General features: G+C 61.9%; 26 protein-coding genes and 1 pseudogene. 10 read left to right on the top strand and 17 right to left on the bottom strand.

Features of this window, described 5'->3' with window-relative positions; genetic code table 11:
* Window positions 1-12: 12 nt before the first annotated feature.
* The 7 genes and pseudogenes from ligD to ASE79_RS20840 all read right to left on the bottom strand — a co-directional run bounded on the left by ligD (window position 13) and on the right by ASE79_RS20840 (window position 6,151).
* Window positions 13-2,505 (bottom strand): annotated as a pseudogene (gene ligD, locus ASE79_RS06840) (DNA ligase D).
* Complete coding sequence (locus ASE79_RS06835) at window positions 2,502-3,515, bottom strand: ATP-dependent DNA ligase (protein ID WP_056413851.1); 1,014 nt, start codon at window positions 3,513-3,515, stop codon at window positions 2,502-2,504. Before ASE79_RS06835 ends, ligD begins: the two are co-directional and overlap by 4 nt.
* Before the next feature lie 316 nt (window positions 3,516-3,831).
* Window positions 3,832-4,098: a hypothetical protein gene (locus ASE79_RS06830; RefSeq protein ID WP_056413850.1), complete on the bottom strand. Its 267-nt coding sequence runs from the start codon at window positions 4,096-4,098 to the stop codon at window positions 3,832-3,834.
* 65 nt (window positions 4,099-4,163) lie between these two features.
* A complete protein-coding gene (locus ASE79_RS06825; protein WP_056415662.1) occupies window positions 4,164-4,679 on the bottom strand; it encodes a ferritin-like domain-containing protein in 516 nt (171 codons plus the stop codon).
* A 107-nt stretch (window positions 4,680-4,786) separates the two neighbouring features.
* Window positions 4,787-5,278, bottom strand: coding sequence for a nucleoside deaminase (locus tag ASE79_RS06820; protein WP_056413848.1), 492 nt, complete (start codon window positions 5,276-5,278; stop codon window positions 4,787-4,789).
* Between the two features lie 92 nt (window positions 5,279-5,370).
* On the bottom strand, window positions 5,371-6,003 hold the full coding sequence (locus ASE79_RS06815; RefSeq protein ID WP_056413845.1) for an SOS response-associated peptidase family protein: 633 nt from the start codon (window positions 6,001-6,003) through the stop codon (window positions 5,371-5,373).
* A gap of 10 nt (window positions 6,004-6,013) precedes the next feature.
* The gene (locus tag ASE79_RS20840) at window positions 6,014-6,151 is read right to left on the bottom strand and encodes a hypothetical protein (protein WP_156359577.1); all 138 of its coding nucleotides are present in this window, start codon (window positions 6,149-6,151) and stop codon (window positions 6,014-6,016) included.
* A 244-nt stretch (window positions 6,152-6,395) separates the two neighbouring features.
* Between ASE79_RS20840 and ASE79_RS06810 the strand changes: the two genes are divergently transcribed.
* Window positions 6,396-7,205, top strand: coding sequence for a SirB1 family protein (locus ASE79_RS06810; RefSeq protein ID WP_056413843.1), 810 nt, complete (start codon window positions 6,396-6,398; stop codon window positions 7,203-7,205).
* Between the two features lie 33 nt (window positions 7,206-7,238).
* Here the strand turns inward: ASE79_RS06810 and ASE79_RS20835 are convergent, their stop codons facing one another.
* From ASE79_RS20835 to ASE79_RS20255, 6 genes are all read right to left on the bottom strand, one after another.
* Window positions 7,239-7,613 (bottom strand): hypothetical protein, encoded by a 375-nt coding sequence (locus ASE79_RS20835; protein WP_156359576.1) that lies wholly within the window; start codon window positions 7,611-7,613, stop codon window positions 7,239-7,241.
* Between the two features lie 68 nt (window positions 7,614-7,681).
* Window positions 7,682-7,969 carry a hypothetical protein gene (locus ASE79_RS06800; protein ID WP_056413837.1) on the bottom strand — a complete coding sequence of 96 codons (288 nt, stop codon included), beginning with the start codon at window positions 7,967-7,969 and terminating at the stop codon, window positions 7,682-7,684.
* Window positions 7,969-11,232, bottom strand: a complete 3,264-nt coding sequence (locus ASE79_RS06795) for an error-prone DNA polymerase (RefSeq protein WP_056413834.1) — start codon at window positions 11,230-11,232, stop codon at window positions 7,969-7,971. The genes ASE79_RS06800 and ASE79_RS06795 overlap by 1 nt, the downstream gene beginning before the upstream one ends.
* Window positions 11,229-13,019 carry a DNA polymerase Y family protein gene (locus ASE79_RS06790; RefSeq protein ID WP_321163323.1) on the bottom strand — a complete coding sequence of 597 codons (1,791 nt, stop codon included), beginning with the start codon at window positions 13,017-13,019 and terminating at the stop codon, window positions 11,229-11,231. Before ASE79_RS06790 ends, ASE79_RS06795 begins: the two co-directional genes overlap by 4 nt.
* The gene (locus tag ASE79_RS06785; RefSeq protein WP_235516785.1) at window positions 12,934-13,695 is read right to left on the bottom strand and encodes an ImuA family protein; all 762 of its coding nucleotides are present in this window, start codon (window positions 13,693-13,695) and stop codon (window positions 12,934-12,936) included. The genes ASE79_RS06790 and ASE79_RS06785 overlap by 86 nt, the downstream gene beginning before the upstream one ends.
* 459 nt (window positions 13,696-14,154) lie before the next feature.
* Complete coding sequence (locus ASE79_RS20255) at window positions 14,155-14,655, bottom strand: hypothetical protein (protein ID WP_235516784.1); 501 nt, start codon at window positions 14,653-14,655, stop codon at window positions 14,155-14,157.
* Between the two features lie 131 nt (window positions 14,656-14,786).
* Here ASE79_RS20255 and ASE79_RS20830 point away from each other — a divergent pair, with 131 nt between their 5' ends.
* Window positions 14,787-15,560: a hypothetical protein gene (locus ASE79_RS20830; protein ID WP_156359575.1), complete on the top strand. Its 774-nt coding sequence runs from the start codon at window positions 14,787-14,789 to the stop codon at window positions 15,558-15,560.
* Between the two features lie 267 nt (window positions 15,561-15,827).
* On the opposite strand, the gene ASE79_RS06775 is transcribed toward ASE79_RS20830, so the two are convergent.
* Window positions 15,828-16,010 carry a hypothetical protein gene (locus tag ASE79_RS06775; RefSeq protein ID WP_056413827.1) on the bottom strand — a complete coding sequence of 61 codons (183 nt, stop codon included), beginning with the start codon at window positions 16,008-16,010 and terminating at the stop codon, window positions 15,828-15,830.
* A gap of 344 nt (window positions 16,011-16,354) precedes the next feature.
* Between ASE79_RS06775 and ASE79_RS06770 the strand changes: the two genes are divergently transcribed.
* On the top strand, window positions 16,355-17,344 hold the full coding sequence (locus ASE79_RS06770; protein WP_200910332.1) for an SDR family oxidoreductase: 990 nt from the start codon (window positions 16,355-16,357) through the stop codon (window positions 17,342-17,344).
* A 156-nt stretch (window positions 17,345-17,500) separates the two neighbouring features.
* Here ASE79_RS06770 and ASE79_RS06765 read toward each other — a convergent pair whose 3' ends face one another.
* Window positions 17,501-18,235, bottom strand: a complete 735-nt coding sequence (locus ASE79_RS06765; RefSeq protein WP_056413822.1) for an SDR family NAD(P)-dependent oxidoreductase — start codon at window positions 18,233-18,235, stop codon at window positions 17,501-17,503.
* An 81-nt stretch (window positions 18,236-18,316) separates the two neighbouring features.
* Between ASE79_RS06765 and ASE79_RS06760 the strand changes: the two genes are divergently transcribed.
* From ASE79_RS06760 to ASE79_RS06750, 3 genes are all read left to right on the top strand, one after another.
* On the top strand, window positions 18,317-18,721 hold the full coding sequence (locus tag ASE79_RS06760) for a winged helix-turn-helix transcriptional regulator (RefSeq protein ID WP_056413820.1): 405 nt from the start codon (window positions 18,317-18,319) through the stop codon (window positions 18,719-18,721).
* Between the two features lie 211 nt (window positions 18,722-18,932).
* Window positions 18,933-19,841 carry a LysR family transcriptional regulator gene (locus ASE79_RS06755; protein WP_056413817.1) on the top strand — a complete coding sequence of 303 codons (909 nt, stop codon included), beginning with the start codon at window positions 18,933-18,935 and terminating at the stop codon, window positions 19,839-19,841.
* A 100-nt stretch (window positions 19,842-19,941) separates the two neighbouring features.
* Window positions 19,942-20,832, top strand: coding sequence for an NAD-dependent epimerase/dehydratase family protein (locus tag ASE79_RS06750; protein ID WP_082445145.1), 891 nt, complete (start codon window positions 19,942-19,944; stop codon window positions 20,830-20,832).
* Window positions 20,833-20,936: 104 nt separating this feature from the next.
* Here the strand turns inward: ASE79_RS06750 and ASE79_RS06745 are convergent, their stop codons facing one another.
* Entirely contained in the window at window positions 20,937-21,923 is a 987-nt protein-coding gene (locus ASE79_RS06745) for an AraC family transcriptional regulator (RefSeq protein WP_235516783.1), read from the bottom strand.
* Between the two features lie 125 nt (window positions 21,924-22,048).
* Here ASE79_RS06745 and ASE79_RS06740 point away from each other — a divergent pair, with 125 nt between their 5' ends.
* On the top strand, window positions 22,049-22,621 hold the full coding sequence (locus ASE79_RS06740; protein WP_056413808.1) for a DUF2306 domain-containing protein: 573 nt from the start codon (window positions 22,049-22,051) through the stop codon (window positions 22,619-22,621).
* Window positions 22,622-22,643: 22 nt separating this feature from the next.
* Window positions 22,644-23,624: an SDR family oxidoreductase gene (locus ASE79_RS06735; RefSeq protein ID WP_056413805.1), complete on the top strand. Its 981-nt coding sequence runs from the start codon at window positions 22,644-22,646 to the stop codon at window positions 23,622-23,624.
* A gap of 354 nt (window positions 23,625-23,978) precedes the next feature.
* Here the strand turns inward: ASE79_RS06735 and ASE79_RS06730 are convergent, their stop codons facing one another.
* Window positions 23,979-25,058 (bottom strand): sodium:calcium antiporter, encoded by a 1,080-nt coding sequence (locus ASE79_RS06730; RefSeq protein ID WP_056413803.1) that lies wholly within the window; start codon window positions 25,056-25,058, stop codon window positions 23,979-23,981.
* Window positions 25,059-25,429: 371 nt separating this feature from the next.
* Here ASE79_RS06730 and ASE79_RS06725 point away from each other — a divergent pair, with 371 nt between their 5' ends.
* Together ASE79_RS06725 and ASE79_RS06720 are read left to right on the top strand one after the other, a co-directional pair.
* On the top strand, window positions 25,430-26,137 hold the full coding sequence (locus tag ASE79_RS06725; RefSeq protein WP_056413798.1) for a bacteriorhodopsin: 708 nt from the start codon (window positions 25,430-25,432) through the stop codon (window positions 26,135-26,137).
* Complete coding sequence (locus tag ASE79_RS06720; protein WP_056413795.1) at window positions 26,134-26,781, top strand: Brp/Blh family beta-carotene 15,15'-dioxygenase; 648 nt, start codon at window positions 26,134-26,136, stop codon at window positions 26,779-26,781. Before ASE79_RS06725 ends, ASE79_RS06720 begins: the two co-directional genes overlap by 4 nt.
* The last annotated feature ends 106 nt before the right edge of the window (window positions 26,782-26,887 follow it).

The following is a 26,887-nucleotide window of genomic DNA, read 5'->3' as shown; positions in this document are numbered from 1 at the left end:
GAACAGAGACGATCATAGGTCGGGCAAAATTTGGTCAGCGCGTCCCCAACCGACCAGATCCTTGGACGCCGCGCGTTTCAATAACGCGCCCGCATCGCCGATGTGCCAGCCCGATGCGCGGTCGAGTTTAGCGAGCTCTTTCCACGTGATGGGTACGGCGACGGGCGCGCCTTCGCGGGCGCGAGCACTATACGGCATGACAGCCGTCGCCCCGCGCTGATTGCGAAGATAGTCGATGAAGATGCGTCCTGTTCGCTTGGCCTTTGCAAGGGCTGCGGTAAATCGATCGGGTTCGGACTGGGCCAGGACGAGTGCCAAGCGGTGCGCGAAATCCTTCACAGCCGGCCACTCAGCCTGCGGCGTCAGCGGCGCGATGACGTGGACACCCTTTCCGCCCGTCACCATTGGAAAGGTCTTAAGGCCCATCTGGGCCAGCACGTCGCGGACATGAAGGGCCGCGGAAATGACATCCTTGAAATCGAGGCCTCCATCGGGATCGAGATCGAACACCAGCCGGTCGGCCTTCTCGACGTCTTCGATCCGCGCACCCCAGCCGTGGAACTCGATCGTACCCATCTGGACGCAGGTGACGAGACCCTCGGCATCGTCAACGAACAGATAGGGTTCGTCATGTCCGTCCTTCTCGGCAATCCCGACATGGTGGACATGATCGCCGAAGCTGCCGGCGTCATGCTTTTGGAAGAAGCACTTCTTCCCTCTGCCCTGCGGACACCGGACCAGGCTTATCGGGCGACTCCCGCACCATGGCAGCATGATGCCGGACACAGCCTAGTAATAGTCGGCAAGCTGGCCTTTCGTAATTGCGGACTCGGGAAAGATCACCCGTTCCCGGTTGGTCACTCGGACGACGGACGGCTCGGGCGTCTCGAGCTTGGCCACCGGCGCGGGCTTCTCAACGACGACCGCCTCCGGTTTCTTGTCCTGACGCAAACCCAGATAGCTGGAGTGGCGCAACACTCCGTCGCCCGTGACTTCCATGAACGCCACTTCGGCCACCAGCTGCGGCTTGATCCAGCGTGCGCCGCGTACGGCTGCGCGTGGTGCGGTGACGGTCGGCTTCGTGACGGCCAGCGGCGTCATCAGATCCATCAGCTTGTCGATCTCCTCGCCCGTATACCCTGTTCCGACCTTGCCGGCATAGCGGAGATGACCGTCTTCGTTGACGCCCAAGAGGAGCGACTTGAACCCTCGCTGCTTGTCGGACGGCAACCAGCCGACGATGACGAACTCCTGTCTCTGGATACACTTCGTCTTCAGCCAGCTGCCGGACCGCGAGCCGGCGTAGCGCGCGTCCGCGCGCTTCGAGATGACACCCTCGAGACCTTCGGCGCAAAACGTCTCGAACAGCTCCTCGCCGCGGCCGACGATGTGGTCCGAGTAGCGGATCCGGTCAGTGCCGCCCCCGAGCAGGGCCGCAAGCTTCGCCTTGCGCTCCGATAGCGGTAGTCCGGTCAGATCCTCACCATCGAGCGCCAGCAGGTCAAACGCGTAGTACAGGATCGCGTCCGGGTCTCCTTTCAGCGCGGCCTGCAACGCCTGGAAGTCGGTCTTGGCCGCCGCGTCGACGACCACTGCCTCACCATCGATAAGAGCCGACGGCGCATCCAGTTTTGCGGCGTCAGCGACGATGCCCGCGAACTTGTCCGTCCAGTCCAACCCGGACCGCGTGTAGGCCCTGCCCGTCCCCCCACCGACCGCCACCAGTGTTCGATACCCGTCATATTTCATCTCGTGCAGCCAGGCGTTGCCGGCGGGCACATGATCGACAAGCGTCGCGAGCTGGACAGGTTGGAATGGCGGGGGTGAGCCTGCCTTCTTACGGCCTGTCGCTCGTGCTTTTGCAGCTTTCGTCGCAGGCTTTGCGGAAGGCGTTGCCGACGCACCCGACTTGCCTCGCTTGCCTGCGGCAATCTCTTCCATAGTCAGGCCGCTGATGACCCCGGTGAGGTATGTTCCGACAAGATCCTCCGATCCGCCGATCTGATCGTCGGTAACCTTGCGCAGGATCCAGTTCTCGCCCTTCTCCTTTCCGCGCGGCTTGAGCCTGAACAGCATCCATTCGCCCCTCAGGCGGTGCCCATGCAGGAAGAAGTGGAGATGCCCTTCGGGCAGTGTCTTGCTCGGGTCCTTGCCAGCAAGCGGCTCCCACGTTCCCGTGTCCCATAGCATCATCGTCCCGCCGCCATATTCGCACTTCGGGATCGTGCCTTCGAACGCGGCGTACTCAACGGGGTGGTCTTCGGTGCGAACCGCAAGACGTTTGTCGTCAGGATTGATGCTGGGTCCTCGGGTGACGGCCCAGCTTTTGAGAACGCCGTCGAGTTCGAGCCGCAAGTCATAGTGCAGCCGGGACGCGGCATGCTTCTGCACGACGAAGCGGTTGCCCCCTGCCTTAGCGATCCTGCCCTCAGGTTCGGCGGTCTTGGCGAAATCCCGCTTTTCCCGGTATTTCGCCAGGGCATCGCTGGAGGAGGAATCGGTCATGATGCTATGCCCAGTTCAGCAGGGCGAAGCTCATGCTCCAGCTGATCCATCGTGCACGCCTCAGGTGCCTTGTCGGGACGCCAGCGCAGGATGCGCGTACCGTGCCGGAACCGGTTCCCGGTCACCTGATCGTACAGGACTTCGACGACGAGCTCTGGCCGCAGGGGGACCCACTCACTCTCACGACCGTCGTTCCAGCGACTGGGACCGCCGGGAGCTTTGCCGGTGAAGCCCGGGGCTTCAATCAACGGCTCGAGCTTCGCGGTAAGCGCCGCGCGGTCGGCCACGGCGATACCTGAGGTGAAGCCGACATGGTTGAGCTTTCCGCTATCATCGTAAAGCCCGAGAAGGATCGATGCCACCTCGCTACCCTCCTTCACCCGTCTGAAGCCGCCTACGACGCAATCCGCGCTGCGATGCTGCTTCACCTTCAGCATGGCGCGTTCCCCGCCACGGTAAGGCTCGTCCAGCCGTTTCGCGACGACGCCGTCCAGTGCCCCGCCGCTCGTCGCCAACCAGGCCGTAGCATCGTTGATATCATCGCTACAGGGCGACAGCAGGAGACCAGCGCGGGCATGTCGCGCATGGAACGACTCCAACGCTCTCCGGCGAGCCGAGAGCGGCGCATTGATTAGGTCGGCATCATCGAAGCCGAGGCAATCGAACAGCATCAGCTGCGCAGGCGTCTCTTTCGCCAAGCGATCGATCCGGCTTTGCGCCGGATGCAGCCGTGCCTGAAGCGCATCGAACGAGAGGATGTCCGCGATAGGTAGGATGATCTCGCCGTCGAGCACGAATCGCTCCTGCGGGACCGATGCGACAAGCGCGACTATCTCGGGAAAGTAGCGACCGAGCGGTTTTCCCGATTTGGAAAGGATGTCGACGGCATCGCCATCACGGAAGACCAGCGCTCTGAAACCGTCCCATTTGGGCTCATATTGCCAGCCCGGTTCGACCGGCAGCTCATTTACGAGCTTGGCTTCCATTGGCGAAGGCCGGTCTGCGACCATCAGTTCTGGTCCGGGGCGCAGCACGCACAGTGTTTGGGAGCCAGTCGTTTTACCTTTGCTGCCTCGCGACGTCGTTCCTGCCGACTTGGCAGCGGAGCAACGCCAACCGAACTGCGAAAACCGTTAAGCTCAATCGATTTGATCACGGCATCTTTGAACATAAGATCACTCCAGACGGCCTTCAGTTATAAAGCCCCCCAGTCGCCATCTGTTCCTGCTTACTCCGACGCGGCGATCGGTGGTCCCGATCAGAACAGCAAACCTGTGCCCCCTGCCCCTGACAAGGGACGTAATCGCTGGCTTGGTAGGGGCGGATTCAATGCTCGTTGGAGTGCCGGTCTTCGACCGGCGTGTAGTAGCGCGCTATATCCGCTTCGGTGAGCGCATGACCGCTCGATTCTTCGACGAGCGCAGCGATTTCGCTATCGCTTCTACCAGCGTCGCGGAGCTGCTCGATCTCGTCGCTTACCATGTTGATGAAGGCGGGCACTGGGAACCGCTCCTCGCCCAGGCCTAGCGCATCGCGCATATGCTTTTGCGCACGCAAGGCTTCGGGAAGCGTGAATGCAATATCATCGGCCATCGAACGTGCCTTTCGTGAAAAGCTGAAAATGGTCGGGGGGCATCGGCCCCCCGACACTGAAACGCTTATGCGGTAACCGCTTCCGCCTTTGCGTTCACACTCGACGTTGCCATCGCCGTCAGCTTGTCGTCGGTCGCATATTCCTCGTCGAGCGTCTCTTTCAGGATCGCTGCGATATCGGCGCGGCCGAGCTGGTTCGCCCAAGCGATTAACGTGCCGTACCGCGTGATCTCGTAATGCTCGACAGCCTGTGCCGACGCGATCAGCGCGGCGTCGAGCACGGCCTTGTCCTCAATCTCGCCAGCGACTTCGTTGGCCTCCTTGATGATGCCGTCGATCGCCGGACAGGTTACTGCCTTTGCCTTCTCGCCGAGCAGGTCGAAGATGCTCTCGAGGCGCGTGATCTGCCCTTCCGTCTCACGCAGATGGGTTTCGAAACCCTGCTTCAGTGCTGGTGCCGTCGCCTTGTCGACCATCTTAGGCAAGGCCTTGGTGATCTGGTTTTCCGCGTAATAAACGTCCTGCAGCTGATGCAGGAACAGGTCGTCGAACGTCACGATGTCTTTGGAAAACAGGCCCATGATAGTGTCCTCGCTGAGCGGATAGCCGCGAAGCAAACTGCTCCGGCACCGCCGTAACGCACCGACTCAGGGGTAAGTTTCGTTCGGTTTCGCGCAGCCGCAGCGGGCTATAGATTGGCCTGTTCGTCGACTGGCAGCTCAGCGTCGGGACCATAATAGAGCTTGGCGCAGTCGTTGCGAAGGCACCCTCCCTCGATGACGATATCGTCGCGGTAGGCGTCGCCGATGAACGCCAACGTGTCGACGTGCTGCGCTTCGAAATACATCTCATGAACATCGTCGCGGCCCGCCCCGTAAACGACGCGGCCGACCTTCGACCAGATCGATGCCATCGTGCACATGCCGCAGGGCTGCAGCGTGGAGTAGAGCGTCGCACCGCGCAGTTCCAACTCCCCGGTGCTTTCACACGCCCGTCGGATCGCCATCATCTCGGCATGCGCGGTCGCGTCCGGCAATTCCTTCGTCTGGTTGCGCTCGCCCGCGATAACCTTGCCATCAAGTACGATCACGCACCCCAGCGGCGAGGTCGAGGGATCGGATCCCTTCGATCGGGCGATCGCGATCGCTTCGCGCATCCAGCGTTCGTCATCCTGCGTCATCGTCTCGGCTCCCTGTCACCGCCTTACAACACGCAGCGGACACAATGGATCGTTCGGTGCGGTCATTTTCGAATGCCAAGGATAGCTGAACGCTACCGTTCCTTGCTGCGTGTCGGGAAGACAGGCCCCCGGACGGTCATCTTGGCAGGGTCATAGGGTTTCTGCAGGCCAACGATATCGTCGTAGGTTCCGCGCAGCCACGTATCGATGTCGGCAGGATCCAGGATCGTGATCATGGCTTTCGGGTGGATCGGCGCCACCAGCGTGTTGGGATCGCACGTGACCATCGTGAACCCGTTTCCTTCAGCAGTGTGCTGCCAAAAACCGGCGACTGCGAACACGGGCTGGTCGATCACGCTGAACCACATTTCGCCTTTGAGCGGCGGTTTGCCGTCACCTAAGTCATGCTTGTCGGGCGTGAATTCGCAAAACTCGGTCAACGGCACGAGGCAACGGTTTTCCGGCTTTTCCTCGAGTTTGCGCCACTGTGGAAGGGCCAGGTTACGGACGTTGGTCATCGGCCATGGAGCCTTCCCGCCCAGCACGTCCCACGACATCACATCCCAGGCACGCTCGCCGTCTTGTTCCCGCACCACATAATTTCGGCTCTTGGGGCGAAGCTCGCGCGGATCGAACCGGTTGTCGCGCGGTCGCTCGCTAAAGATCTTCGCAGCAGACTCCCAATGGGTTTCGGGTTCACCGAGCATGCGGGCGCGATTGCACATGGTCGCTGCCTTAGTTGTCTATTGCGTGATCGCGGATCGCGGCTGCGATCCGCGTCAGCAGTTCGAGAATGCGTTCGTCGGTCTCGCTTTCGGAGAACGCCTCGACAATCTGTGCCGCCTGTTCGAAATCACTGTTTTGCTCGTTCATAGTGTCACGATGCCCGAGCATAATGCACTCGGCAATGACATGGGTCGCACAGTCCTGCGACACGGTGTGCCAGCGAGACTTGGCCGCGGGCCTATCGGGGCCAGATTAGCTGCGCGGGGCATGCGAACACGGCTTCGAACGGATCGTCGTCTTTGGCCAGCGCGAATGAATGACGCGACGTTCACCGGCCCCCCTAGCCCGCCGTGTCATAGGAACGATTGGAAAAGCCCCCATCTACCGCTTCATGACCAATACCATTCTTCATCTCGGGCTGATGGAAGACGGGGAGATTGAGCTTGATCTGGCCGCCCTAGAACTCGCAGCGCTCGATCATCCGGATGTCGATCTCGATGAATATCTCGACGAGCTGACCGACATAGAAATAGCCCTGCGCGCCGCTGACGGCGACGCAGCGAACAGCGTCGCCCAGGCCCAGGCTCTAAGCAGCGTGATGGTTGAAGAGTTCCGATTCTCCGGTGACCGCACGCACTACGACGATCCCCAGAATGCGGACCTGATCGCGGTCGTCGATCGGCGGCTCGGGCTGCCGATCAGTCTGTCGATTATCTATGTGGCGATGGCGCGCCGCCTGGGTTGGTCGGCGATGCCGCTCAATACCCCCGGCCACGTCCTTGTCCGCCTCGGTGACGTATCGGATGTTCTCATCATCGATCCCTTCAATGACGGGCGCATCGTCGCCCCTGAACAGGTGGAAGCCTTGTTGGAGCAGATGACGGGCCAGGCCCGGTTTTCCGACGGGATGCTTCCCCTATCGAACCGGTCGGCGCTCGTCCGCCTGCTGCTCAACCAGGCGACCCGTGCCGAGCAGGCCGGGGATCCCGCACGCGCGCTGGTCCTGTACGACCGTATGACGATCGTGGCGCCTACGCATGCCCATGGTTGGTGGGAGCGCGCCAGACTTCAACTGGTCGCAGGTGATGTGGCCGGCGCCCGCAGCAGCCTCAGTGCGATGCTGGAGATCACCCGGGACGACGATCTGCGCCTGCAGGTATCGGCAGCGCTCGATGCCCTTCCCCGGCCAACGCCGTCATGAATATTGTGGTGGATCGACCGTTGCCGTGATGCCTTATCTTAAGCGCGTCCATCGGCGCTCATGCCACGCCCGGGACTGAACCACTTCTCCGAACCGCCAGAACCGGGTCTCGCGTGTGTGGGGACCTGCGCGAACGAGCGTCCAGCACTCACCCGTCGGCAGCTCCACGATGCGGTGAATGTGCGCAGCGTCGACATGGTAGGTTTCGCCAGGGAGTCGGTGAACCAGTTCGCTGTGCCAACCGCCGTTTGGATCCAGGTGAAACACCTCTTCGACATAGCCGCCATCAAGGATCTCGGTGTCGAAGCTCCAGGGGTGATCATGCGGGGTCGCATGCGGCTCTTCCATCTTGAACCGGTGCAGTGCGCGTCCGTCATCCAGATGGTATTTGGTAAAAGCCCGCGACATTCGCTCAACGCTGACGATCCGCGTGCCTTCGGGAACGCGAGCAATGGCTGCTCGCGGTAGTCGCATACTCACGGTTCGGTTACCTCTTCATAACAGCCGGCGCGCCGCAACTGGCGGACGATCCCGTTGAACGCAGCGGTCACACCCTGTGCCCTGCCGATCTCGTTTTCCTGCCGGGCGGCATCCCAGTAGAGCTCGAGGGGCCAGCGTTCCGGGCAGTGCGGCAGCAGGCAGCGCAGCGCCAACCGGATCTCGACGACATCGACCCGAGCGTCCGAGCAGCGCGCAACGCCGCCCCGCAAGATATGCACCGATAGCGCGATGACAACGCGTTGATGACGGACGAGCTTGGCCATCAATGAAAGTCGTGAGATTTGAACTTCATGACAGCTTCCGGATCCATGCCGTCCGCATGGGGCGGCCAGTAAGAGTTGCAAGGGGCAGGGCTCCGGCCCTTGTCGCCACGATCGGGGGAGCCGGCATGCTTGGCACCGTCACCGCGACCGGTCCGGTGCGGGAACGACATCTCGCCGACCCGGTGCAGCAGGTCGCCATGGTCGATAATCCGATCGCAGATGACGTGGATGACCTCGCCCTCCTTCTGCACCCTGCCCTTCATGCCGATCATCGACGCGGACATCACAGTGCGGCGCTGCCGCTCGAACCGATCGGGCCACAGAATGCCGTTGGCGATCCCGGTCTCGTCTTCGATCGTGATGAATAGCACGCCCTTGGCAGACCCGGGCTTCTGGCGAACAAGGATGATGCCGGCGACCTCGACATGGCGTCCGTCGCGAATGGTCGCCAGGTCCGCACACTTGGTCACCCCACGGCGCGCCAGCTCGTCGCGCACGAAAGTCAGCGGATGTGCGCGCAGCGAGAGCTGCAGCGCCCGGTAGTCCTCGATAACCTCACGACCATCGGTCAGTGGGCGCAGTTCGACATCGGGCTCGATCCCTTCCGCGCTGACGGCCTGGTCCGCGCGGTCGGCCGCGGCAAACAGCGGCAGCGGCGCTTCGCCGAGCCCCCTCACCTTCCACAGGCCCTGCCGACGATTGGCACCGAAACTATGAAAGGCGTCGCCGTCGGCGAGCTTCTCGATCGCCGCGCGCTGGACGCCCGATCGTCGCCATACATCTTCCACGCTTTCGAACGCGGTCAGCTCGCGCGCGCCGACGATCTTGGCGCCGTCCGCATTGGACAGACCGCGGATCTGCCGGAGTCCCAGCCGTACGGCGAGGTACCGCCCGCCATACGGCTCCAGCGTGCAGTCCCAACGGCTTGCGTTGACGCAAGGGGGGCGAACCACGACGCCATGCTCGCGCGCGTCGCGAACGATCTGGGCGGGTGCATAGAACCCCATCGGCTGCGCGTTCATCAGGCTCGCGCAGAACACGTCCGGGTGATGATGCTTCATCCACGACGATGCGTAGGAAATCTTGGCGAATGAGGCCGCGTGGCTCTCGGGAAAGCCGTAAGACCCGAAGCCCTCGAGCTGACGGAAGGTGCGTTCGGCGAACTCACGCGGGTAGCCGCGCTCGACCATGCCCCCGATGAGCTTTTCGCTGAAGTGCGACACGCCCCCTGTGAACTTGAACGTCGCCATGGCACGGCGGAGCTGGTCGGCTTCGGCCGGCGTGAACCCCGCGCCGACGATCGCGACCTTCATCGCCTGCTCCTGGAACAGCGGCACGCCGAGCGTCTTTTCCAGCACCGCGCGCAATTCGGGCCGCGGGTATTCCGGCTTCTCCAGCCCTTCACGCCTACGCAGATACGGGTGAACCATGTCGCCCTGGATCGGTCCCGGTCGTACGATCGCGACCTGGATCACGAGATCATAGAAGCGCCGCGGTTTCATGCGCGGCAGCATGCTCATCTGCGCGCGGCTTTCGATCTGGAAGGTGCCGAGCGTGTCGGCCTTCGAGATCATCGCATAGACGTCGGGATCATCGTCCTGCAGATCGGCCAAACCGACCCGAAGCCCCTTGTCCACCTCGAGCATGTTGAAGGCGCGATTCATGCAGCCGAGCATGCCGAGACCCAGCACGTCGACCTTCATGAACTTCAGCGCATCGATGTCATCCTTGTCCCACTCGATGATCTGGCGGTCTTCCATCGCGGCGGGTTCGATCGGGACGAGATCGTCGAGACGGTCATGGGTGAGAACGAAGCCGCCTGGATGCTGAGACATATGGCGCGGCACGCCGATGAGCTTGCGGGCTAGCTCGAGCGTGAGGCGCAGGCGACGATCGCCGATGTCGAGGTTCAATTCGTTGACCTGCTTTTCGCCGACGCCTTCGGCCGACCAGCCCCACACTTGCCCTGCCAATGACGAGGTCAGATCCTCGGGCAGGCCGAGCGCCTTGCCGACGTCGCGGACCGCTCCGCGTGCGCGGTAGCGCGTGACGACGGCGGTCAGCGCGGAGTGATTGCGACCATAGGTCTCATAGATCCACTGGATGATCTCTTCGCGACGCTCATGCTCGAAGTCGACGTCGATATCGGGCGGCTCGCGGCGCTCGCCACTGACGAACCGCTCGAACAGCAACTCATGCTTGATCGGGTCGATCGAGGTAACGCCGAGGACGAAGCAGACGCAGGAATTGGCGGCCGAACCGCGGCCCTGGCAGAGGATCCCGCGCCGGCGGGCTTCGCGGACGATCGCGTAGACGGTCAGGAAATACGGCGCATAGCCAAGCTCGCCGATGAGCTTCATCTCATGGGCGATCTGCTCGGTATAGGCAGCCGGCACCGCGCCGTTGAACATTACGTCGACAGCGTCTTCCGCGAGCTTCTGCAAAGCTTCTTGCGCGGTCAGCCCGTCGATTAGCCGCTCATGCGGATACTGATAGGCCAGCTCGCCCAGATCGAAGGTGCATAGCCGCGCGATGTCGACGCTGGCCCGCAGCGCATCGGGATACGCCTTGAACCGCCGGACCATCTCGTCGGGGGATTTGAGCGCACGGTCGGCATTGACCTCGCGCCGGTAGCCAAGCTCGTCGACGGTGCATTTCTCGCGCACGGCCGTCACCACGTCCTGCAGTAGCCGTGCTTCGGGCGCGTGATAGAGGACGTCGCCCGTCACCACCGCGCGAACGCCAGCGCCACCTGCCTGCTGCGCCAGCGCGTCGATCCGCACGGCATCGTCCGGCCGGCGCCGCTGGAACAATGCCATATACCCACGCCGGCCATAGAGTGTCTTCAGGTCGGCGAGCGCTGCCAGATTATCCTCGTCCGGCTCAACCGGCAGCAGGATGGCGATCATGCCCTCCGACCAGGGTTCGAGGTCATTCCAGTGGAGGAGGCACCCCCCCTTTCCCGCCCGCTTCTTGCCCACTGTCAGCAGACGCGTCAGGCGCGACCAGGCGGGGCGGTTGGTCGGGTAGAGCAGCAACTGCCGGCCGCAGGACAGATTGACGCGTGTGCCGGCGATCGAGCGAACGCCCGTCGCCTTCTGCGCTTCCCATGCGCGCACCACACCCGCGACCGTGCCGATGTCGCTGACCCCGATCGACGGATAGCCGAGCAGCGCGGCAGCCGCGAACAGCTCCTCGGGGCTCGAGGCGCCGCGTAGCAGCGAGAAGTGCGTGAGGACCTGGAGTTCGACATAGTCGGTCATGCGAACACGCCGTGCATCCACCAGCTCAGATCGCCGGTGTCCTCGACGAACCCGTCGCCACGCCGGAACACCCAGTAGCGACCGCCGGTCTCATCCTCGACGCGGTAATAGTCGCGTACCGCCCAGACTTCCGCGTCGCGGCGCCACCACTCACCGTGGATCCGCTCGGGGCCGTCGCCTGCGACGACCTTGTGCGGCCGGCCGCGCCACTCGAACCGCCGGGGCGGCTGATCGGGCATCAGTGCAATGACGCCCCACAGCGGTTCAGGCCTGGCCAGCAGGCGCGTCGGTCGTCGCCATTTCGGCCAGCCCGCGGGCGCCACCACCGGGTCGGCGCGCATGACGGCGCGCTCGGGCACGTGGCTTTCAACAGGGGCGATCCGGAACACGGCGTCAGCGCCGATGCGGCCGGCAACGACGTCGACGAGACGGGCCGGATCACGCACGAGTACCTCACCGGCGAGAACCGCGCCAAGATCGACCGCGTCGAGCGGCTCTGTGTGCGGTGCCGCCAGATAGAATTGCTCGAGCCCCAGGCCCGGATCGATCCGTTCGATCCTGAGCTTCATGAGCCGCAACAGGTGCGAAACCTCGCGCGTCGGGCGTGAGGTGCCGACGGCCACGACCTGCTCGGTGCCATCGACGCGTAGGCCACCGAGCCGTAGTGATCGTACGCCGAGCCCCTTCGCGCGCAGCAGCTCGGCCATGTCGCCGAGCAGATCCTCCATGACCTGCGCGATCGCGTCTGCGGTGACGATCGGTTCGAGCAGCCGGCGCTCGACGATCGGCATGACCTCGTCGGTGCGCGGCGTGATGGGTTCGGCGACCGCGCCGAGTGCCTGATCGAGCCGCGTGATTGCGGCCAGCCCGAGCCGGCGTGCCAAAGGCCCGCGCGCGACCGGTAGAAGATCGGCGACGCGTTCGAAGCCGAACTTGCGGGCGGCGACAAGCGCAGTGCCTGCTAGGCGCAAGGCCGCGACCGGTAGGCCGCTGAGCGCGTCGACCGTCCGCCCTGTGGGCACGATCGCGATGTCGGCAGGCCCGAACCGGGCAATGGCGTGTGCCGCGCCCGGTGTGTCTGCAACCGCCACGCGGGCGGTGAACCCGGCACGCTGGCAAAACGCGCGCAGACGCCGGCAGAACCGTTCTTCCCCGCCATGGAGATGCGCGCAGCCGGTCAGGTCGAGCCACAGCCCGTCGGGCGGTGTGGCTGCGGCGATCGGTGACCAGCGGCGCACCGCGCGTAGCGCAAGCTGATCCAGCATCGCGGCATCCGCCTCCGTCTCGGACGGTCGGATGTCGAGATCGGACACCAGCGCACGCGCATGGGTCGCGGCCATGCCGATCGTGATCCCCAACGCAGCTGCGCCATCGCAGGCGGCCACCACCTCTTCGCGCCGGCCAACTTTACCGACCAGCGCGAGCGGTGCCCTGTGGAACGCCGCAACGGTCGCCGCGACCCTGTCGTGACTGTCTGCTTGCGCTGGTCCGTGGAACGGATGGTTCGCCGCCTCCGATCGTCGGCCAAGTTCACGCATGGGTGGTTTCGCATGCGCAGGCAGCGCTGCGATCTCACCTTCCACATCCTGCCTGGTCGGCATGTCGGCACGCGCCCAGCGCGCGCCCGGCCGCCACCCGCCGCCCCGCGGCACCGAACACGCACCGGGATCGTCGTCGACGGGAAGCTGAAGGGCTGGCCGCTCAGGCGGCCGCGTAGCGTGCCGGTCCAGCCGTCTCAGCCGCTCGATGGCCAAGTGCGGCAGGAACAGCGAGACAACCCGTCTCATCGCAGCCCTCCAAAATCATCGAAAATGCTTCGCCGCCACGTTGCCGTGCGACCTCGACCTGCCACCGCGATCGGCCGACGCCGGCGACGCCCAGGCGCTCGGACGACGCACTGGCGATCCGCCAGCGCGTCCAGGCCGCGGACGGCTCGGCGAGCGGATCCTGGTCGCGATTACGTCTGCGTCGCAGGATGAGAACGGGAATGTCGGCGTCGGCCGCGACCAGTTGCAGGCGCCGGGTCGCCACCATCGACATCCGGCTAACCTCGGCGATCACCGCTGACGGCGTTCCATCGCGCACCGCGTCTTCGACGACGGCCAGCAAGGCTGCATCGTCACGGGGTTGTGCGTGAATCAAGTCGGCAGATGATAGCCCCGCCTGCTCCAAGCCCGGCGCATAGAGATCGTTGCGACAGCTCACCCACAGCACCGGGCCGCCTGTATGCGCCGCTTCTCGCGCGGCGATGCCTGCGAGGAACAGCGTTGCTGCGGCATCGTCGACCATCGCACAGCTTTGTGCGGCGACCTCGTGCAGCGCTCCAGTGCGAAGGCCCCTGCTTGCGAGGCGATCGTCGAGCGCAGGGATACCGAACGGCATGATGCGGTGATCCACCACCGGCGTTGCGATTGTCCGCAGGTGGGCGATGGTTGTCGGCAGGGACTCGAGGGCGGTGATCATAATGTCTAGACTCTACCTGTTCACTTTATGTTCCGTTACCGGAACCGTTTGGTCAAGCGTCAGACTTGAGACTCATGTGGATAAGGTTCTGCCTGCGAACGTTGCGAAGCGCGTTTGGCTATGTGCCGCGGAGGCGGGCGACCGTGAATGCGCGTATGCGAACGACTGTCATTGGGCATGCGGATCGGCGTGCCGGATCCAGTCCGTTTCCCGCGCTATCGAACCTTCGTCAGCCGTGCCTTATCGCCGAGCTAGCCAAGGGATGAGTTTGGCTCCGACATCCCGCCAAGTGCATGAAATGCAATCCGGATTAGCCAGTTTTGCATTCGCCATTGCCCGGCCTGCCGGATACCAAGGTGACGCCTTTCAGGCATCCTCTCCTAAAAACTTCCCGGGTCGCTTTTGGCGGCCCCTTTTTTTGCCCGGACGCAGCCGGCACAGCGTTTCCGGTGCTCCGAGCTACCGGACGTTCGCGTATAGCGATCGGCTGTCATCGAGCATGCTGATGGGTGTCGGGGTGATCCAGTCCGCCCCCCGCATCGGATATGGGCCGTAGAACAGATCGCCGAGCGCACGCCGGTAATGTGCGTTCATCCAACGTCGACGACGATGTTCAGGGCCATCGTAAATCATGTGGCAGCGCTGGCAGAGCGCCGCCAACTGGTTAAGCGCGCTGTCACTGGGGTCATGATTGAGGTGCGCACAGGCCAGCACCACCGGTGTCCATTTGCCTAAGTCGAGGATGTTCTCGATCGGTCGGCGAACACGTCTGCCGTCGCCATTACGCCAATACGACCGGCCTTTGTCCCACCAGCGTCCGTCGCCCATGTGGAAGACCCGTTGCCCGTGTGGGCGCCCGCAATGTTCGCAGCGTCCGCCTGCGCGCACGAAGCGGACCAGATGCGATAGCTGGGGCCAATCGATCGGGTACAGGAAGACATGTTCGGGGCGGATCGGCATCGGTGCTGTCCACCAACATCATCGCTACGCGTATGTCTAGCGACGTTCTGGCCCTTTGATGTTCTTGCTATGTCCTACAGGCAAACATTCGTGCATCCGACCGTCAGCTGAGTCGAAATGGATCGAATGCGATGGGCTATTCAGGAACACACTGGCCGGAAGGGCTGAACGACGAGGAGGCGCTGCAGCGTCTGCAAACTCTATGCCTTGGCGCTTGCGACGGCATCCAGGATCTGGCGGACGACACGCGCTACAAGGCGCTCCGCCGGGCGCTGCTTGGCCGGACCGACCTGCGGCCGTTGGCGCCGGCCTTTGTCGCGGCACAGCCCAGCCTTGAAGCGTTTGTACGCCATGCTCGGGAAACGAAGGATCGCAATCTGCGGCGTGAGATGGTCCGTGACCAGTTCAAGGCGCTGTGGGACGAGGTTCGCGGACCGGATGCGGTCAGTTCGGCAAGGTGGACCGGGCGCCCTTCCCTGCGCGAGCATGCCGCTGTCGTTCAGGCATTAGCGCCGGTTGCCTTGGAAGCTGTGCAGCGGTTGATCGATGATGAAGAGCTCGCCCGCGACAATGGAGGCCCGGTCGATGCTGATCGGGCGGTAGCCCTGGAACAGCTGAAGGCGTTGCATCATGCGCTGGGCGATCTGATCGCGGCAGTCGATCAAGGTCGACCGCTCGAGCCCGTGTTCGAACGGCTTCGGATCGTTCGCCAAGAGGCGAAGGTCGCGATCGGTAAGGCGACGGCCGCGCTGCCGGTAACGACGTCCGCATTGATCGCCTTCGGCAGCGTCGTTGGTATTGTGGAGTTTTTCGTCGGCAATGTTGTTGTTGCGGTCGCTGCCGGGGGGATCGCAGGCAATACGCTCAAGGACGCGATGCTCAAGAAGGAGGCCGTAGCCAATTAAGCATCTGGTGCTCCAAAACGTTCATCCGCGCTACAAACTTTACGCGAATGACGCATGACCGTTATCATAAACCGAGATCTGATTGTCAGGCAAATTCTAAGCGATCGACCGATGTCAAAGCGGCCGATACACCAACCGCGTTGACAATACCGGTTCTGTTAGAGCGCAGTGGTGATGCAGACCACTCGGCCTTGCGGGATATGCTTACACACGGGGGATATTCGGAGTACGTTTTAATCAAAACGCTTCAAACGCCCCCTTCGCAATTCAATACAGGCCGCCCTCTTCTCTCTCCTCGGCACCTTCCTTCTGGGCCTCCTCGATATCGTCTGGCTGTTTTGTATCGGGCGACGGCTTATCCTCAAGGCTATCTTCCGGACTGTTATTACTATCCGGCAGTTCGTTGACGTCGGTTTCGAAACCCGGTTCTTCGTCCTGTGGGGCGGCCATGACTACTCTCCTTTAGCGCATGTAACGATCCGAGAAGGCACACGGTTGCTATTGCCTGCTACGCCGTAATGAGGGCCTGACGAAGCGGGCTGCAGGACTCAGTCTCGGTCACGCACGCGACGTTCTTGGCATCCCCATTAGATGCTCGTTCATTTGACACGTTCGGCGTCGCAAGCGTGGCTAGAGGCAGGTCAAATGCCGCTTGCTGATGCTCATCTGTCTCGAAGAGGGTCCATTTTGCAGATGCTGTCGCGTGCAGAGGACACGACGCGGTCAACGGCCGAATTTGGAACGGAAGCAATCGTTTAGCGCTTGGAATTGTGATCATTCCGGGAGCTATGACGATGACCGATACCACACGACGGACTTTCGTGACGGGGGCAGCCATTACCGCCGGTGCCATGGCGGCGACCGTCGCAAACGCCGCGACACAAAGTGGTGCCAGTAACGCCGCGACGACACCGGCTGCCGCAGCGTATCCCAAGCCCCCCTACCCCGTACAACGGCAGCCTTGGCCCGGTCTTGCGTCAAAGATGACGCCGCGTCCCGATCATGGCGAGAAAAGCTACAAGGGTTCAGGCAAGCTGGCGGGTAAGAAGGCCCTGATAACTGGTGGAGACAGCGGCATCGGTCGCGCTGCGGCGATTGCGTATGCGCGAGAGGGCGCGGACGTTGCTATCAACTATTTGCCGGCCGAAGAACCGGATGCTCGCGAGGTCATTGCCTTGACCCAGGCCGAGGGTCGCAAGGCGGTCGCAATTCCAGGGGATCTGCGCGACGAACGCTTTTGCCGTCGGCTGGTGCAGCAAGCCAGCGAACAGCTTGGCGGGCTCGATATTCTGGTCAACAATGCGGCCCGTCAGCAGACGCGTCCCGGCATCGCCGATATCTCGAGCCAGGACTTCGACGATACGATGAAGACCAACGTCTATGCACCGTTCTGGCTGACGAAGGCGGCACTCGAACGGATGAGTGCGGGCGCGGTGATCGTCAACACGTCCTCCGAACAGGCTGGCAATCCTTCCCCCGACATCGTCGACTATGCGCTAACGCGTGCTGCGGTGCTGAACTTCACCAAGAGCATGGCCAAGCAGCTTGCCAGCCGCGGTATCCGCGTCAACGCAGTTGCGCCCGGTCCGTTCTGGACTCCACTGCAGGTCAGCGGCGGGGCGACGCCCGAGAAGTTGCGCAGCTTTGGTGGAGACTCGCCGATGGCAAGAGCAGGTCAGCCAGCAGAAATTGCGGCGCTTTACGTTGCCGCGGCCGATCCGTCCTTGAGCTATTCGACAGGCCAGATTTTCGGTTCGACCGGCGGAAATGGACAGCCGGCGTGACTTTCGGAAAAGCGGGTAGTCCGTACCGGTGCGAACATCGCCTACTCGGGTTCTGGAGGGCCTGGCGGAGGAACGTACATCCTTGGTCTGACCACGGGAATTTGACCGGTACCATGTCCAAGGCCAGCGGGCTTTTTCGCCCGCTGGCCTTGGACCTCAGATTTGAGCCAAGCCTCCATCGGTGAACAGCTCGCTACCCGTCATGAAACTGCTATCCGACGATGCGAGGAACGCCGCGGCTGCTGCGATTTCGGCAGGGTCGCCGACATGCCCAATCGGCGTGGTAGACCCCATCTCGATCATGGCATCGCGACCCACAACCTCGGCCGCCAACTCGGTGAGCGTTGGTCCTGGCGACAGGACATTGATGCGAATACCCGTACCACGCAAATCCTGCGCCCAACTGCGTGCGAGGTTACGAACAGCAGCCTTTGAAGCGCTGTAGATGCTGAACGCGGGCGTTCCCATCACGCCGGTCGTTGAGCCGGTAAGGATGATTGACCCACCTTGGCCCATCAGCTTCAAGCCCTTTTGCACCGTGAAGATCGTGCCCTTCACATTGATGGCGAAGGTCTCGTCGTAATGCTCCGACGTGATCTCGGGGAGCGGCGCGAGTGCACCAGTCCCAGCATTGGCAAACAGGATATCGAGCGTGCCGCGCTCCTGCTTCACTGTGTCAAACAGGCGGTCGAGATCGTCGGCATCGGTGACCGATCCCACTACCGCGCGTGCATTCGTACCAAGGGTAGCCAATGCCGCGTCCAGTTTGTCCTGTCTCCGGCCGAAGATGTAGACGAACGCCCCCTCCTCGATGAAGCGCTTTGCCGACGCCAGGCCGATGCCCGTGCCGCCCCCGGTGATGATCGCCGTCTTGCTTTCTAGCCTATTCATACATGCCTCCAGTTTTGGTTGCATGCAGCTGGCGCTGGACCTACCTACGAGCAAGTATGCACCTTTTGGTAAGTGTAAATTATGTTTGATCATCTGAGCCCCGCCATTGCCGAGCCCGCTCCCGTTGCACCTGCCTTCACCTGCGGCCTCGACGCGACGCTCAAGATCATTTCTGGCAAATGGAAGCCGCTCATTCTGTATTTCCTGTTGCGTGGACCGACGCGCTACGGCGAGCTCAAGCGCGCGGTACGCGACGTCAGCGACAAGGTTCTAATCCAGCATCTCAAGGAGCTCGAAGCGGACGGCGTATTGCGCAGGAACGACTATAAGGAGGTACCGCCACGCGTCGACTACACGCTGACGCAGCTTGGTCAGAGCCTTGCCCAGGCACTCGAGCCGTTATGCGTTTGGGGGACCCAGAACATGGCAGAGATGCAGGCGATCTTCGCTGAACGCGATAGTTGGGTTCGCCAGAAACACGCCTAACTGCCTAAGGTGGTTTTCGATCTCCACGACCCATTTGTGGACGTTTGCAAGCTATTCGCGGCTGCCAACTTCAGTCGTTCCTTCATATCACAGCGAACACGGCAACGGGGGCGGGCCCCCGCTCCCGGAAGGCCGTTCTCTTTAAGAAGGGCGGGATCAAGTTTATTTCCGATCGCTTTCCCGGCTGACCTCATTCTCCTATGGCTCTCGAATGAATGTAGCGGGCTTTGACCTGAATCTGCTGAAGGCGTTCGATGCCCTGTACGCAGAGCGCCACGTCACACGTGCTGGCCAGCGCATCGGCCTGAGCCAGTCTGCCATGAGCGGTGCGCTCACCAGACTGCGCGAGGCGTTCGACGATGAATTGTTCGTACGGTCGCCGACAGGTATGCTGCCGACACCGCGGGCTGATGATATAGCAGGCTCGATCTCGTCTTCGCTCCAGCTCATGCAATCGGTCCTGCAAAAGGATGGCTTCGATCCTGCGTTAGCCGATCACATCGTGACGATCGCAATGACCGACTACGCTGCCTTTGTCCTACTGCCTTCCCTATTGGCACGGCTGGCGGTTGAGGCACCTCGTCTTGAGCTGCGGGTCCGCGGCATTTTCGGCAAGGATGAAGTCGTCGACCTCCTCGACAGTGGCGAGGCAAGCCTTGCACTCAGCGTCCCCGTCGACACTTCGGCACGCATCATGACACGCCTGATCCTCCGGGAAGGCTTTGCCTGCATTGCGCGGCCCGGCCATCCAGCCTTTGCAAAAGGTGCCGACATCGAGACGTTCGCGGCGGCCCCCCATCTTTTGGTATCGCCGGAGGGAGATCGCACAGGGGTGGTGGACCGTAAGCTCGCCGTGCTCGGCCTAACGCGCCGCGTCGTGCTGAGCCTGCCGCAGTTCCTGGTTGCCCCGTTCGTCGTCGCCGAGACCGATCTCATCGCCACGCTCGCTTCGCGGGTCGCCAAGCGGTTCGCTGCGGTCAGTTTGGGCATCGTCGTCCATGAGCCACCGATCGCGGTGTCCGACTTTTCGCTAGCGATGATGTGGCATCGTCGGGTGGATGATCACCCGGCCACAGTATGGCTGCGCGACTGTATTGCCGGGATCGCCGCGTCGGCCTGACGTCATCGGCCAAACCGATCATGCAGTATCATCTCTAGTGATTTCACGCAGGCCCGCCGTTCCGCTTTACGCCTTGGCACAGAGGTGATGAGGTGCTGACATGCGTGTATTGGTAACAGGTGCGACGGGATTGATCGGTGGCGCGGTCGCACGTCGATTGGCCACGGCGGGGCACGACGTCGTCGGGCTCGCGCGTTCGGAGGCAAGCGTGGCCAAGCTGAATGACATGGCCTATCAGGCAGCCTATGGTGATCTGGAGGATGCAGATAGCATCGTCAACGCGGTCCACGGCGTCGACGCCGTCGTTCACGCCGCATCGCCGAACGACCAGAATAGTGCGGCCTATGACCAGGTCGCAGTTCGAGCGATCCTTGATGCGTTGCGCGGCACGACCAAGCGCTTTTTGTATACGAGTGGCTGTTTCTTGTACGGTGCCACCGGCGATACGGCCGCGACCGAGGAGAGCCCATTGCATCCACTCGATATGGTGCGCTTCCGCCAGAGGCTTGAAGCTGAGATTCTCGAAGCTGCTGCAGGTGGCGCTCACGGCATCATTCTCCGTCCTGCCTGGGTGTATGGCAATCATGCTTGGACCACGATGATGATGTTCAGCTCAGCCCAGGAGCATGGGGCTGCGCGCTACGTCGGCAACGGCCAGAATCGTTGGACGTGCGTCCATGCCGACGATCTAGCGGACCTTTATCTGCTCGCGCTCGAGAAGGCGCCTGCCGCATCGATCTACAACGGGGCTCATGGCGCTGCTATTCCGCTGATCGAAATTGCCCGGGCCGCCAGCGAGGGAGCAGGTGCCGGGGGCCAGTTGGCGGAATGGCCACTGGAGGAAGCTCGGCAGGTGCTAGGAGGCTTCGCGGATGCGATTGCATGCGATCAGGTGGTCTCCGGCCAACGCGCCGTGCGCGAGCTTGGTTGGCGCCCGTCGCGGCATTCGATCGTCGATGAACTACGCTCCTATGCGCAGCCTTCGGCGTGACTGCGGGTCGTTTCAAGATCTGAAAAGACAACGATACTATGGTTTCCAACCGGATTTCATTCTCCAGCTCGCCTCCCTACTCCTTGGTGTTCGAACTTCAGGTTCTAAGGCCTAGTCGCGGAGAGCAAGCTGCGAGGTTGCTTCCCGGCCCTGCGTGGCGAATGACCGGTGATACGCTTGAAAGCAGCTCCGAATGCGCTCTCCGATTCATAACCTACCGAGGACGCAACGGCAGGCAGCGACATGCCGGTGCTAATTAGAAGCTCGGACGCCAGCATCATGCGCCAGCGGGTCAGATAGGCCATCGGCGTTGCGCCGGTGACCCTCTCAAAGTGCGAGGCGAAGCTTGATCGCGACATTCCCGCCGCCCGGGCCATGTCGCTAATAGACCAATGACGTGCGACGTCGTTATGCACCGCGGCCATGGCATGCCGTAGATTGGGATGAGCAAGCGCTGCTAACCAGCCGCTGGTAGACTGACCGCTTTTCAGATGTTCACGCAGAGCCTCGACCAGTAGTGCTTGAGCAAGGTGGCCCGCCAGAAGAGCGCCGCCTGGCTGAGGATCGCTCAATTCGACCATCAGCCGTCGCATCCCGGTCAGCAATGCCTCTCGGCCTGCACCAGGACCGACATGGATCATCGCCGGAATGGCGTCGACCAGCGTTTTGGCTTGGACCCCGCCAAGCCCAAAGAAGCCGCCTAGCCCGCGACATTCGCCACCTCCGTTCAGGACGACGATATGTCCAGCTCGTACACTCGTCATCAGTGCAAACGCATCAACTGGTATCGCCGCGTCGGAGGATTGGAGCACCGCTCCCCCTACCGTCACCAGCGCGACGTCACCGGCGACTAGCGATATCGGTGCGGACGTGCCCGCGACCTGCAATTGGCAGGCCCCCGTCTCGATACCAAAACAGCGGATCCCTTGCGCGGGCTCAAAGGCAAGTGCCCAATCCCCCGCCGCGTTCAATCCGCGAAAGCCATAACCAGTCGGTTTCATCAACGTCAGAATATCAGAAAGTGGGTCCATGAGTTTGGACGATCGCAATGAATTAGAGGACGGATGAGTATGGTCGGTCCAGCGCCTCATGCCTAGACGGTGTCGAGATACGAGGCCTTTGCATGATCGATCCCAATCTGCCGTCCTGGACCCAACCACGAACGGAAAGGCCGCGACCACTTTCTTCTCTAGTGCGACGTGTGTCTTGGGCGTTCATGACGATGCTGAGTAGCGCTGTGGCGCTTGTTTCCTATCGCTATCTCGCCAAGGCGGGACCCGTTCCAGTGACAATTGCAGCCAATGCCCATGTGAACCCATGGCTTGTGATTCACGCGACCGGGGCCGCAACAGCACTTTTTGTTGGCCCATGGCAGTTTCTGCCTGTGCTTCGTCGGCGCCAGACAGCCGCTCACCGGATGTGCGGGCAAATCTACGTCGCCGGGTGCGTCACCGGGGGCACCGCTGCGCTGGTGCTTGCGACCGGCGTCTCCGCAGGACCTATCGCCGGCACCGGTTTCAGCTTGCTGGGTATCGCTTGGATTGCAGCCACCATATTTGCGGTCCGGGAGATCCTCGCACAACGAGTGTCGTCGCATCGGCGCTGGATGATCCGCTCGTTTGCACTGACGTTATCGGCAGTAACGCTGCGGCTCTACCTGCCGGCTAGCTTTCAGCTCGGGCTCGACCCGGTCCTGTCCTATCGCGTGATTTCCTGGGCATGCTGGCTGCCCAACATGGTCCTGGCAGAGCTGTACCTAACCTTCAGCAATGCCGACGCAATTCCTTGAACAACATATAGGAGTAATCTGCATGCGAGTCTTCATCACTGGCGCAACGGGTTTCCTAGGACCTGCGATTGCGCATGACCTCATTAAACGCGGTTACCAAGTTGTGGGCCTTGCTAGATCTGAAGCCTCCGCTGAAATGCTGCGAGCGAACGGTGTCCAACCTCTCATTGGCAGCCTTACTAACCTTTCGGTTCTGCGGCAGGGCGCTGAGGCGGCCGACGGCGTAATTCATCTGGCATACAGTTTCTTGCCGGGTGACATGCCGCGTACACGTATGCTCAGTGCCATCTTTGGTGGCTGGCCTGGTGGCATCATGGGAAGAATGATGAAGGCCATTACAGCAACCAACGATGCGGCCCTCAATACCCTGGCGAGCGCACTTAGCGGTTCGGAGCGCCCCTTAGTCACCGCCTTCGCCACGATGGGCTTAGCTGGTGCGTCGGGTGCATCGGCACGGGGCATTGCCATTGAAACTGACTGCCCAAACGCGGCGTCGCCTGGCTACGTCCGCTCTGTCAGTGAAGCACTCGTGGAGCATTGGGCGTCCCACAAAGTGCGAGCCTCGATCGTCAGACTGGCGCCCGCAGTACACGGGACGGGCGACAAGGGCCTAATCCCCCAGCTCGCCCTGGCAGCGCGCAAACACGGCGAGGTTATTTATGTCGGTGAGGGCTCCAATCACTGGAGCGGCGTCCATATCGATGACGCCGTCTCGCTGTTTAGGCTGGCGCTCGAAAACGGAAAGCCTGGGGGCGTCTACCACGGCGTAGGTAACGACGTGCTCACCTATCGGGAGATTGCCGAGGTCATGGGCCAGCGATTGGGCCTGCCCCTGCGCTCGGGGACGCAGGCCGACGCCACACGCCAGTTTGGCTTTACGGCGCCGTTCGTCTCGGTTGACAACCCAGTGAGCAGCACGCTCACCCAAGCTGAACTTGGCTGGGCACCGGCCGGCCTCTCCCTAATCGATGACCTAAGAAGTCCGGCATACTTCAGCAGCTGATAGTCGCGCAGGCGTTTGATAGTCGCGCAGGCGTTGTAGCTCATGATTAGGACCTCGGCGCAGCACCAACGGCCACCAGCCGAGATCCAGGAAGGATCGGCTCCCCGCAGTTGCGGAGACCCAGAATCGGCCATACACGCGCTCCTTCTCTGCTCCCAACATCGGACACCTGTTCATGTTTAACACGGCTAGTTTCAAAGGCTGGCTCCCACCCCAGAAAGTCGCGTTTTGAAGTAAGCGGCTCAACTGCCGTGACCGCTAGATATTGCGAACAGGCCACCCACGCCGAGGGNAACACGGCTAGTTTCAAAGGCTGGCTCCCACCCCAGAAAGTCGCGTTTTGAAGTAAGCGGCTCAACTGCCGTGACCGCTAGATATTGCGAACAGGCCACCCACGCCGAGGGCATAAARGGTAAGCACCGCGAAGGAATCGATGCCCATGCGCCAAATTCGACGTTTGGGTCGGAAAATCAGGCCTGCGGCGTAAACGCAGGTCAGCAACACTCCAAGGCCCGCAAGATAKATGTCGCTTGCCTGTGCATCAGGCAGCACCGCCTTGCCTGAGACGACGACGGCTAGGAGGAAGAGCACTGGCAGAAAGGCGTTTCCACCAAAGATGTCGCTGACGGCCAGCTGATAGTCCTTCATGCGTACCGAGGTGATACCGGTCGAAAGCTCGGGCAGCGACGTGGCGGCCGCAAGCACCGTTGCCCCGAAGAGGACCCCGCTGAGGCCGATGTGTTCGGCTATGGCATCGCCGCTTCGCTCCAGGAGTACGCCGGCTGCCAGGGTCGCAAGCGCCGCGGCGCCGAAGACCAATGCGACGTGAATCGTGCTCTCGCCGCGCTGTCCGGAGGCGTCATCTTTCTTTGCCTGCGAGTGACCCTTGGGTTCTTTTTGCCCGTCGGGAGCCGTGCCGCTCGTATCTTGCCAAGGCAGCCCCTTGCTGGCTTTGCTGGAAAGCCACACGCCGATGACCCACAAGACGCCGATCAACACCGCCCCGGGAGTCAGGCGAGCCGCAATCAGCGTGCCCGGCAACTGCGTCGCCATGATCGACACGATCAARACCACCACGACCAGCACCGCCTCCACGACCAGCGTGAGGCTGGCGGCGCGGTAGGTCAGAGGCACCTGCTCCTTCATGGCGATGTCCATCGCCACGAGCACAACCGTCTGGATGGCGATGCCGCCTARTATATTGCCGACCGCCACCCCCAGATTGCCTGCCAGCGCCGCACTGACGGTGATCGCGACCTCGGGCAGGTTGGTGGCTATTGCGAGTACGATGATACCGCCGAGCGCCTTGCCTAGGTGAAGGCGCGAGGACAGAATGTCCGTCGTATCAGCTAGCTTCACGCCCGCTACCCAGATTACACCTGCGCAGGCGGCAAAGATGGCGAGCAAAACCGGCAGGCCGAGTCCGTTGAACATGCGGAACTTTCAGTTTGTGGGTGAGCGATAGGCGGTCCATCTTAGCGATCCAGGCGACCGCGCGTTCCACAATCAGCCAAGCTTCAGTATCGTGATACCAAAGCCGCGCAATCCAGTTCGCCGGGGCTGCAGAGGACAACGGCTAGTCGATACGATGCTCATGAAGGCATCCGGTACCAGTGATTACTTACGCAGCGTCGCGCAGGGTAGTCCGCCGGCTTAATTCACTGACGAWGTGTCCGTTCGTCTCCTATCGACCGCGCTTCGTGACAAGCCGATGAACTTTGCTCCGGCGTGGACACAAAACGATACAATCCATGTTATGCGATTTGGGTCGGCATCGGGTCGCCCCCTTGTGCTGGGGATCCCGCATGGATCAGACTGCCTTCCTACTTGGGTTCACAATCATGTCGCTGGGTTCGCTGGCGATCTATGCGACGGGGAAGAAAAGTCACCCGTCCGGCCACCATACGCTGCTGCATGCCAGCGTGCCGTTCATTGCAGCTACGGCGTATCTGGCAATGGCCTTCGGCATCGGTACGCTGTTCAAGCTCGACGGCTCGGTCACCTATCTCGCAAGATACCTCGATTGGTCGGTGACAACCCTGCTATCGAGCCTCGTTCTTCTGGCCTTCCATGAGCATGGTAGAACCGGCGAGGTTGGCGGCCACCTCACCGCCATCATCGTCCTTGACGTGCTAATGATAGCTACGGGACTGGTGTCGTCGCTAACCGGCCCATCGTTCGCAAAATGGGTCTGGTATGCGTGGTCATGCGTCGCCTTTCTCGGCGTTCTGTACCTCTTGTGGGGGCCGCTACGCATGCTGGCGAAAAGCCGGGGCATGGCCTTGGGCACGGCATACAATAAGAACGTCGCCTTCCTGACGGTTATCTGGTTCCTCTATCCAATCGTCTTCCTGATCGGTCCTGAAGGAATGAAGATCATCACGGATCCGACATCAGTCTGGGCAATTCTGATCATGGATGTCGTCGCCAAGGTTGTTTACGCCTTCTATGCGGCAAGCAATCTGGACAAGGCGCTGGAGCAGCATAGCACCGAACGCGGTCATCAGTCATGATCGCCCGCGCTCCAGCCTGGGGCTGGAGCCTGCTTCTAGGGGCAATAGCCGCCGCCTCCATTAGCGCGTTGACCGTACAATTAGCTTTTGCGGTTGTGGCGATAGGTTTCATCGGCATGGCACATGGCGCCAGCGACTTGGCAATCGTCGAGCCGCGGCAACGCCCTTTGTTCGTCGCCTTATACGTCTTTGTTGGTGCAGTTTGCCTCTGTTGGTGGGTCATTGATCCAGCGGTCGCACTTCCGGCTTTTCTCGTCGCGTCGGCAGTTCATTTCGGCGTGGAAGATGCACCAGCGGATCGGCCGTTGGAGAGGGTGGCGAGAGGAACGAGCCTTGTCGCCACCCCCGCTACTCTCCATGCCACGAACCTGACCGATATTCTTCGTCTTGGGGGCATCTCGACAAACGTGCTGCCCGCAATGGTGTCGACAATGGCGTTGATCGGCGCAATAGCCGCAGCGTATTTGGTCGTAAAAGCATGTCAGCGCAAAGACCTGCGCCTCCTGGTCGGGACTGTGGCCCTTGTCGTTCTGCCGCCACTCGTGGGGTTTTCGGTGGGCTTTCTCGTTCTGCATGCCGCACCCCAAACGTTCGAACGTCGTACGCAGATCGGTTGTGCAACGATGGGCAGCTCGCTACCATAACAGGCGTTCTCTTGTTACACTTTGACCCTTCCGGCGTTCGCCCCCTATTCGCGGGCATTGCGGCTCTCGCTGTACCGCATCTAATCGTGACGCCATTATTCGGGCA

The organism is Sphingomonas sp. Leaf28 (assembly GCF_001421685.1).
Taxonomy (GTDB): Bacteria; Pseudomonadota; Alphaproteobacteria; order Sphingomonadales; family Sphingomonadaceae; genus Sphingomonas; species Sphingomonas aurantiaca.
The sequence above is the reverse complement of the archived record's forward strand: the minus strand, read 5'-3'. Positions and strand labels throughout refer to the sequence as shown.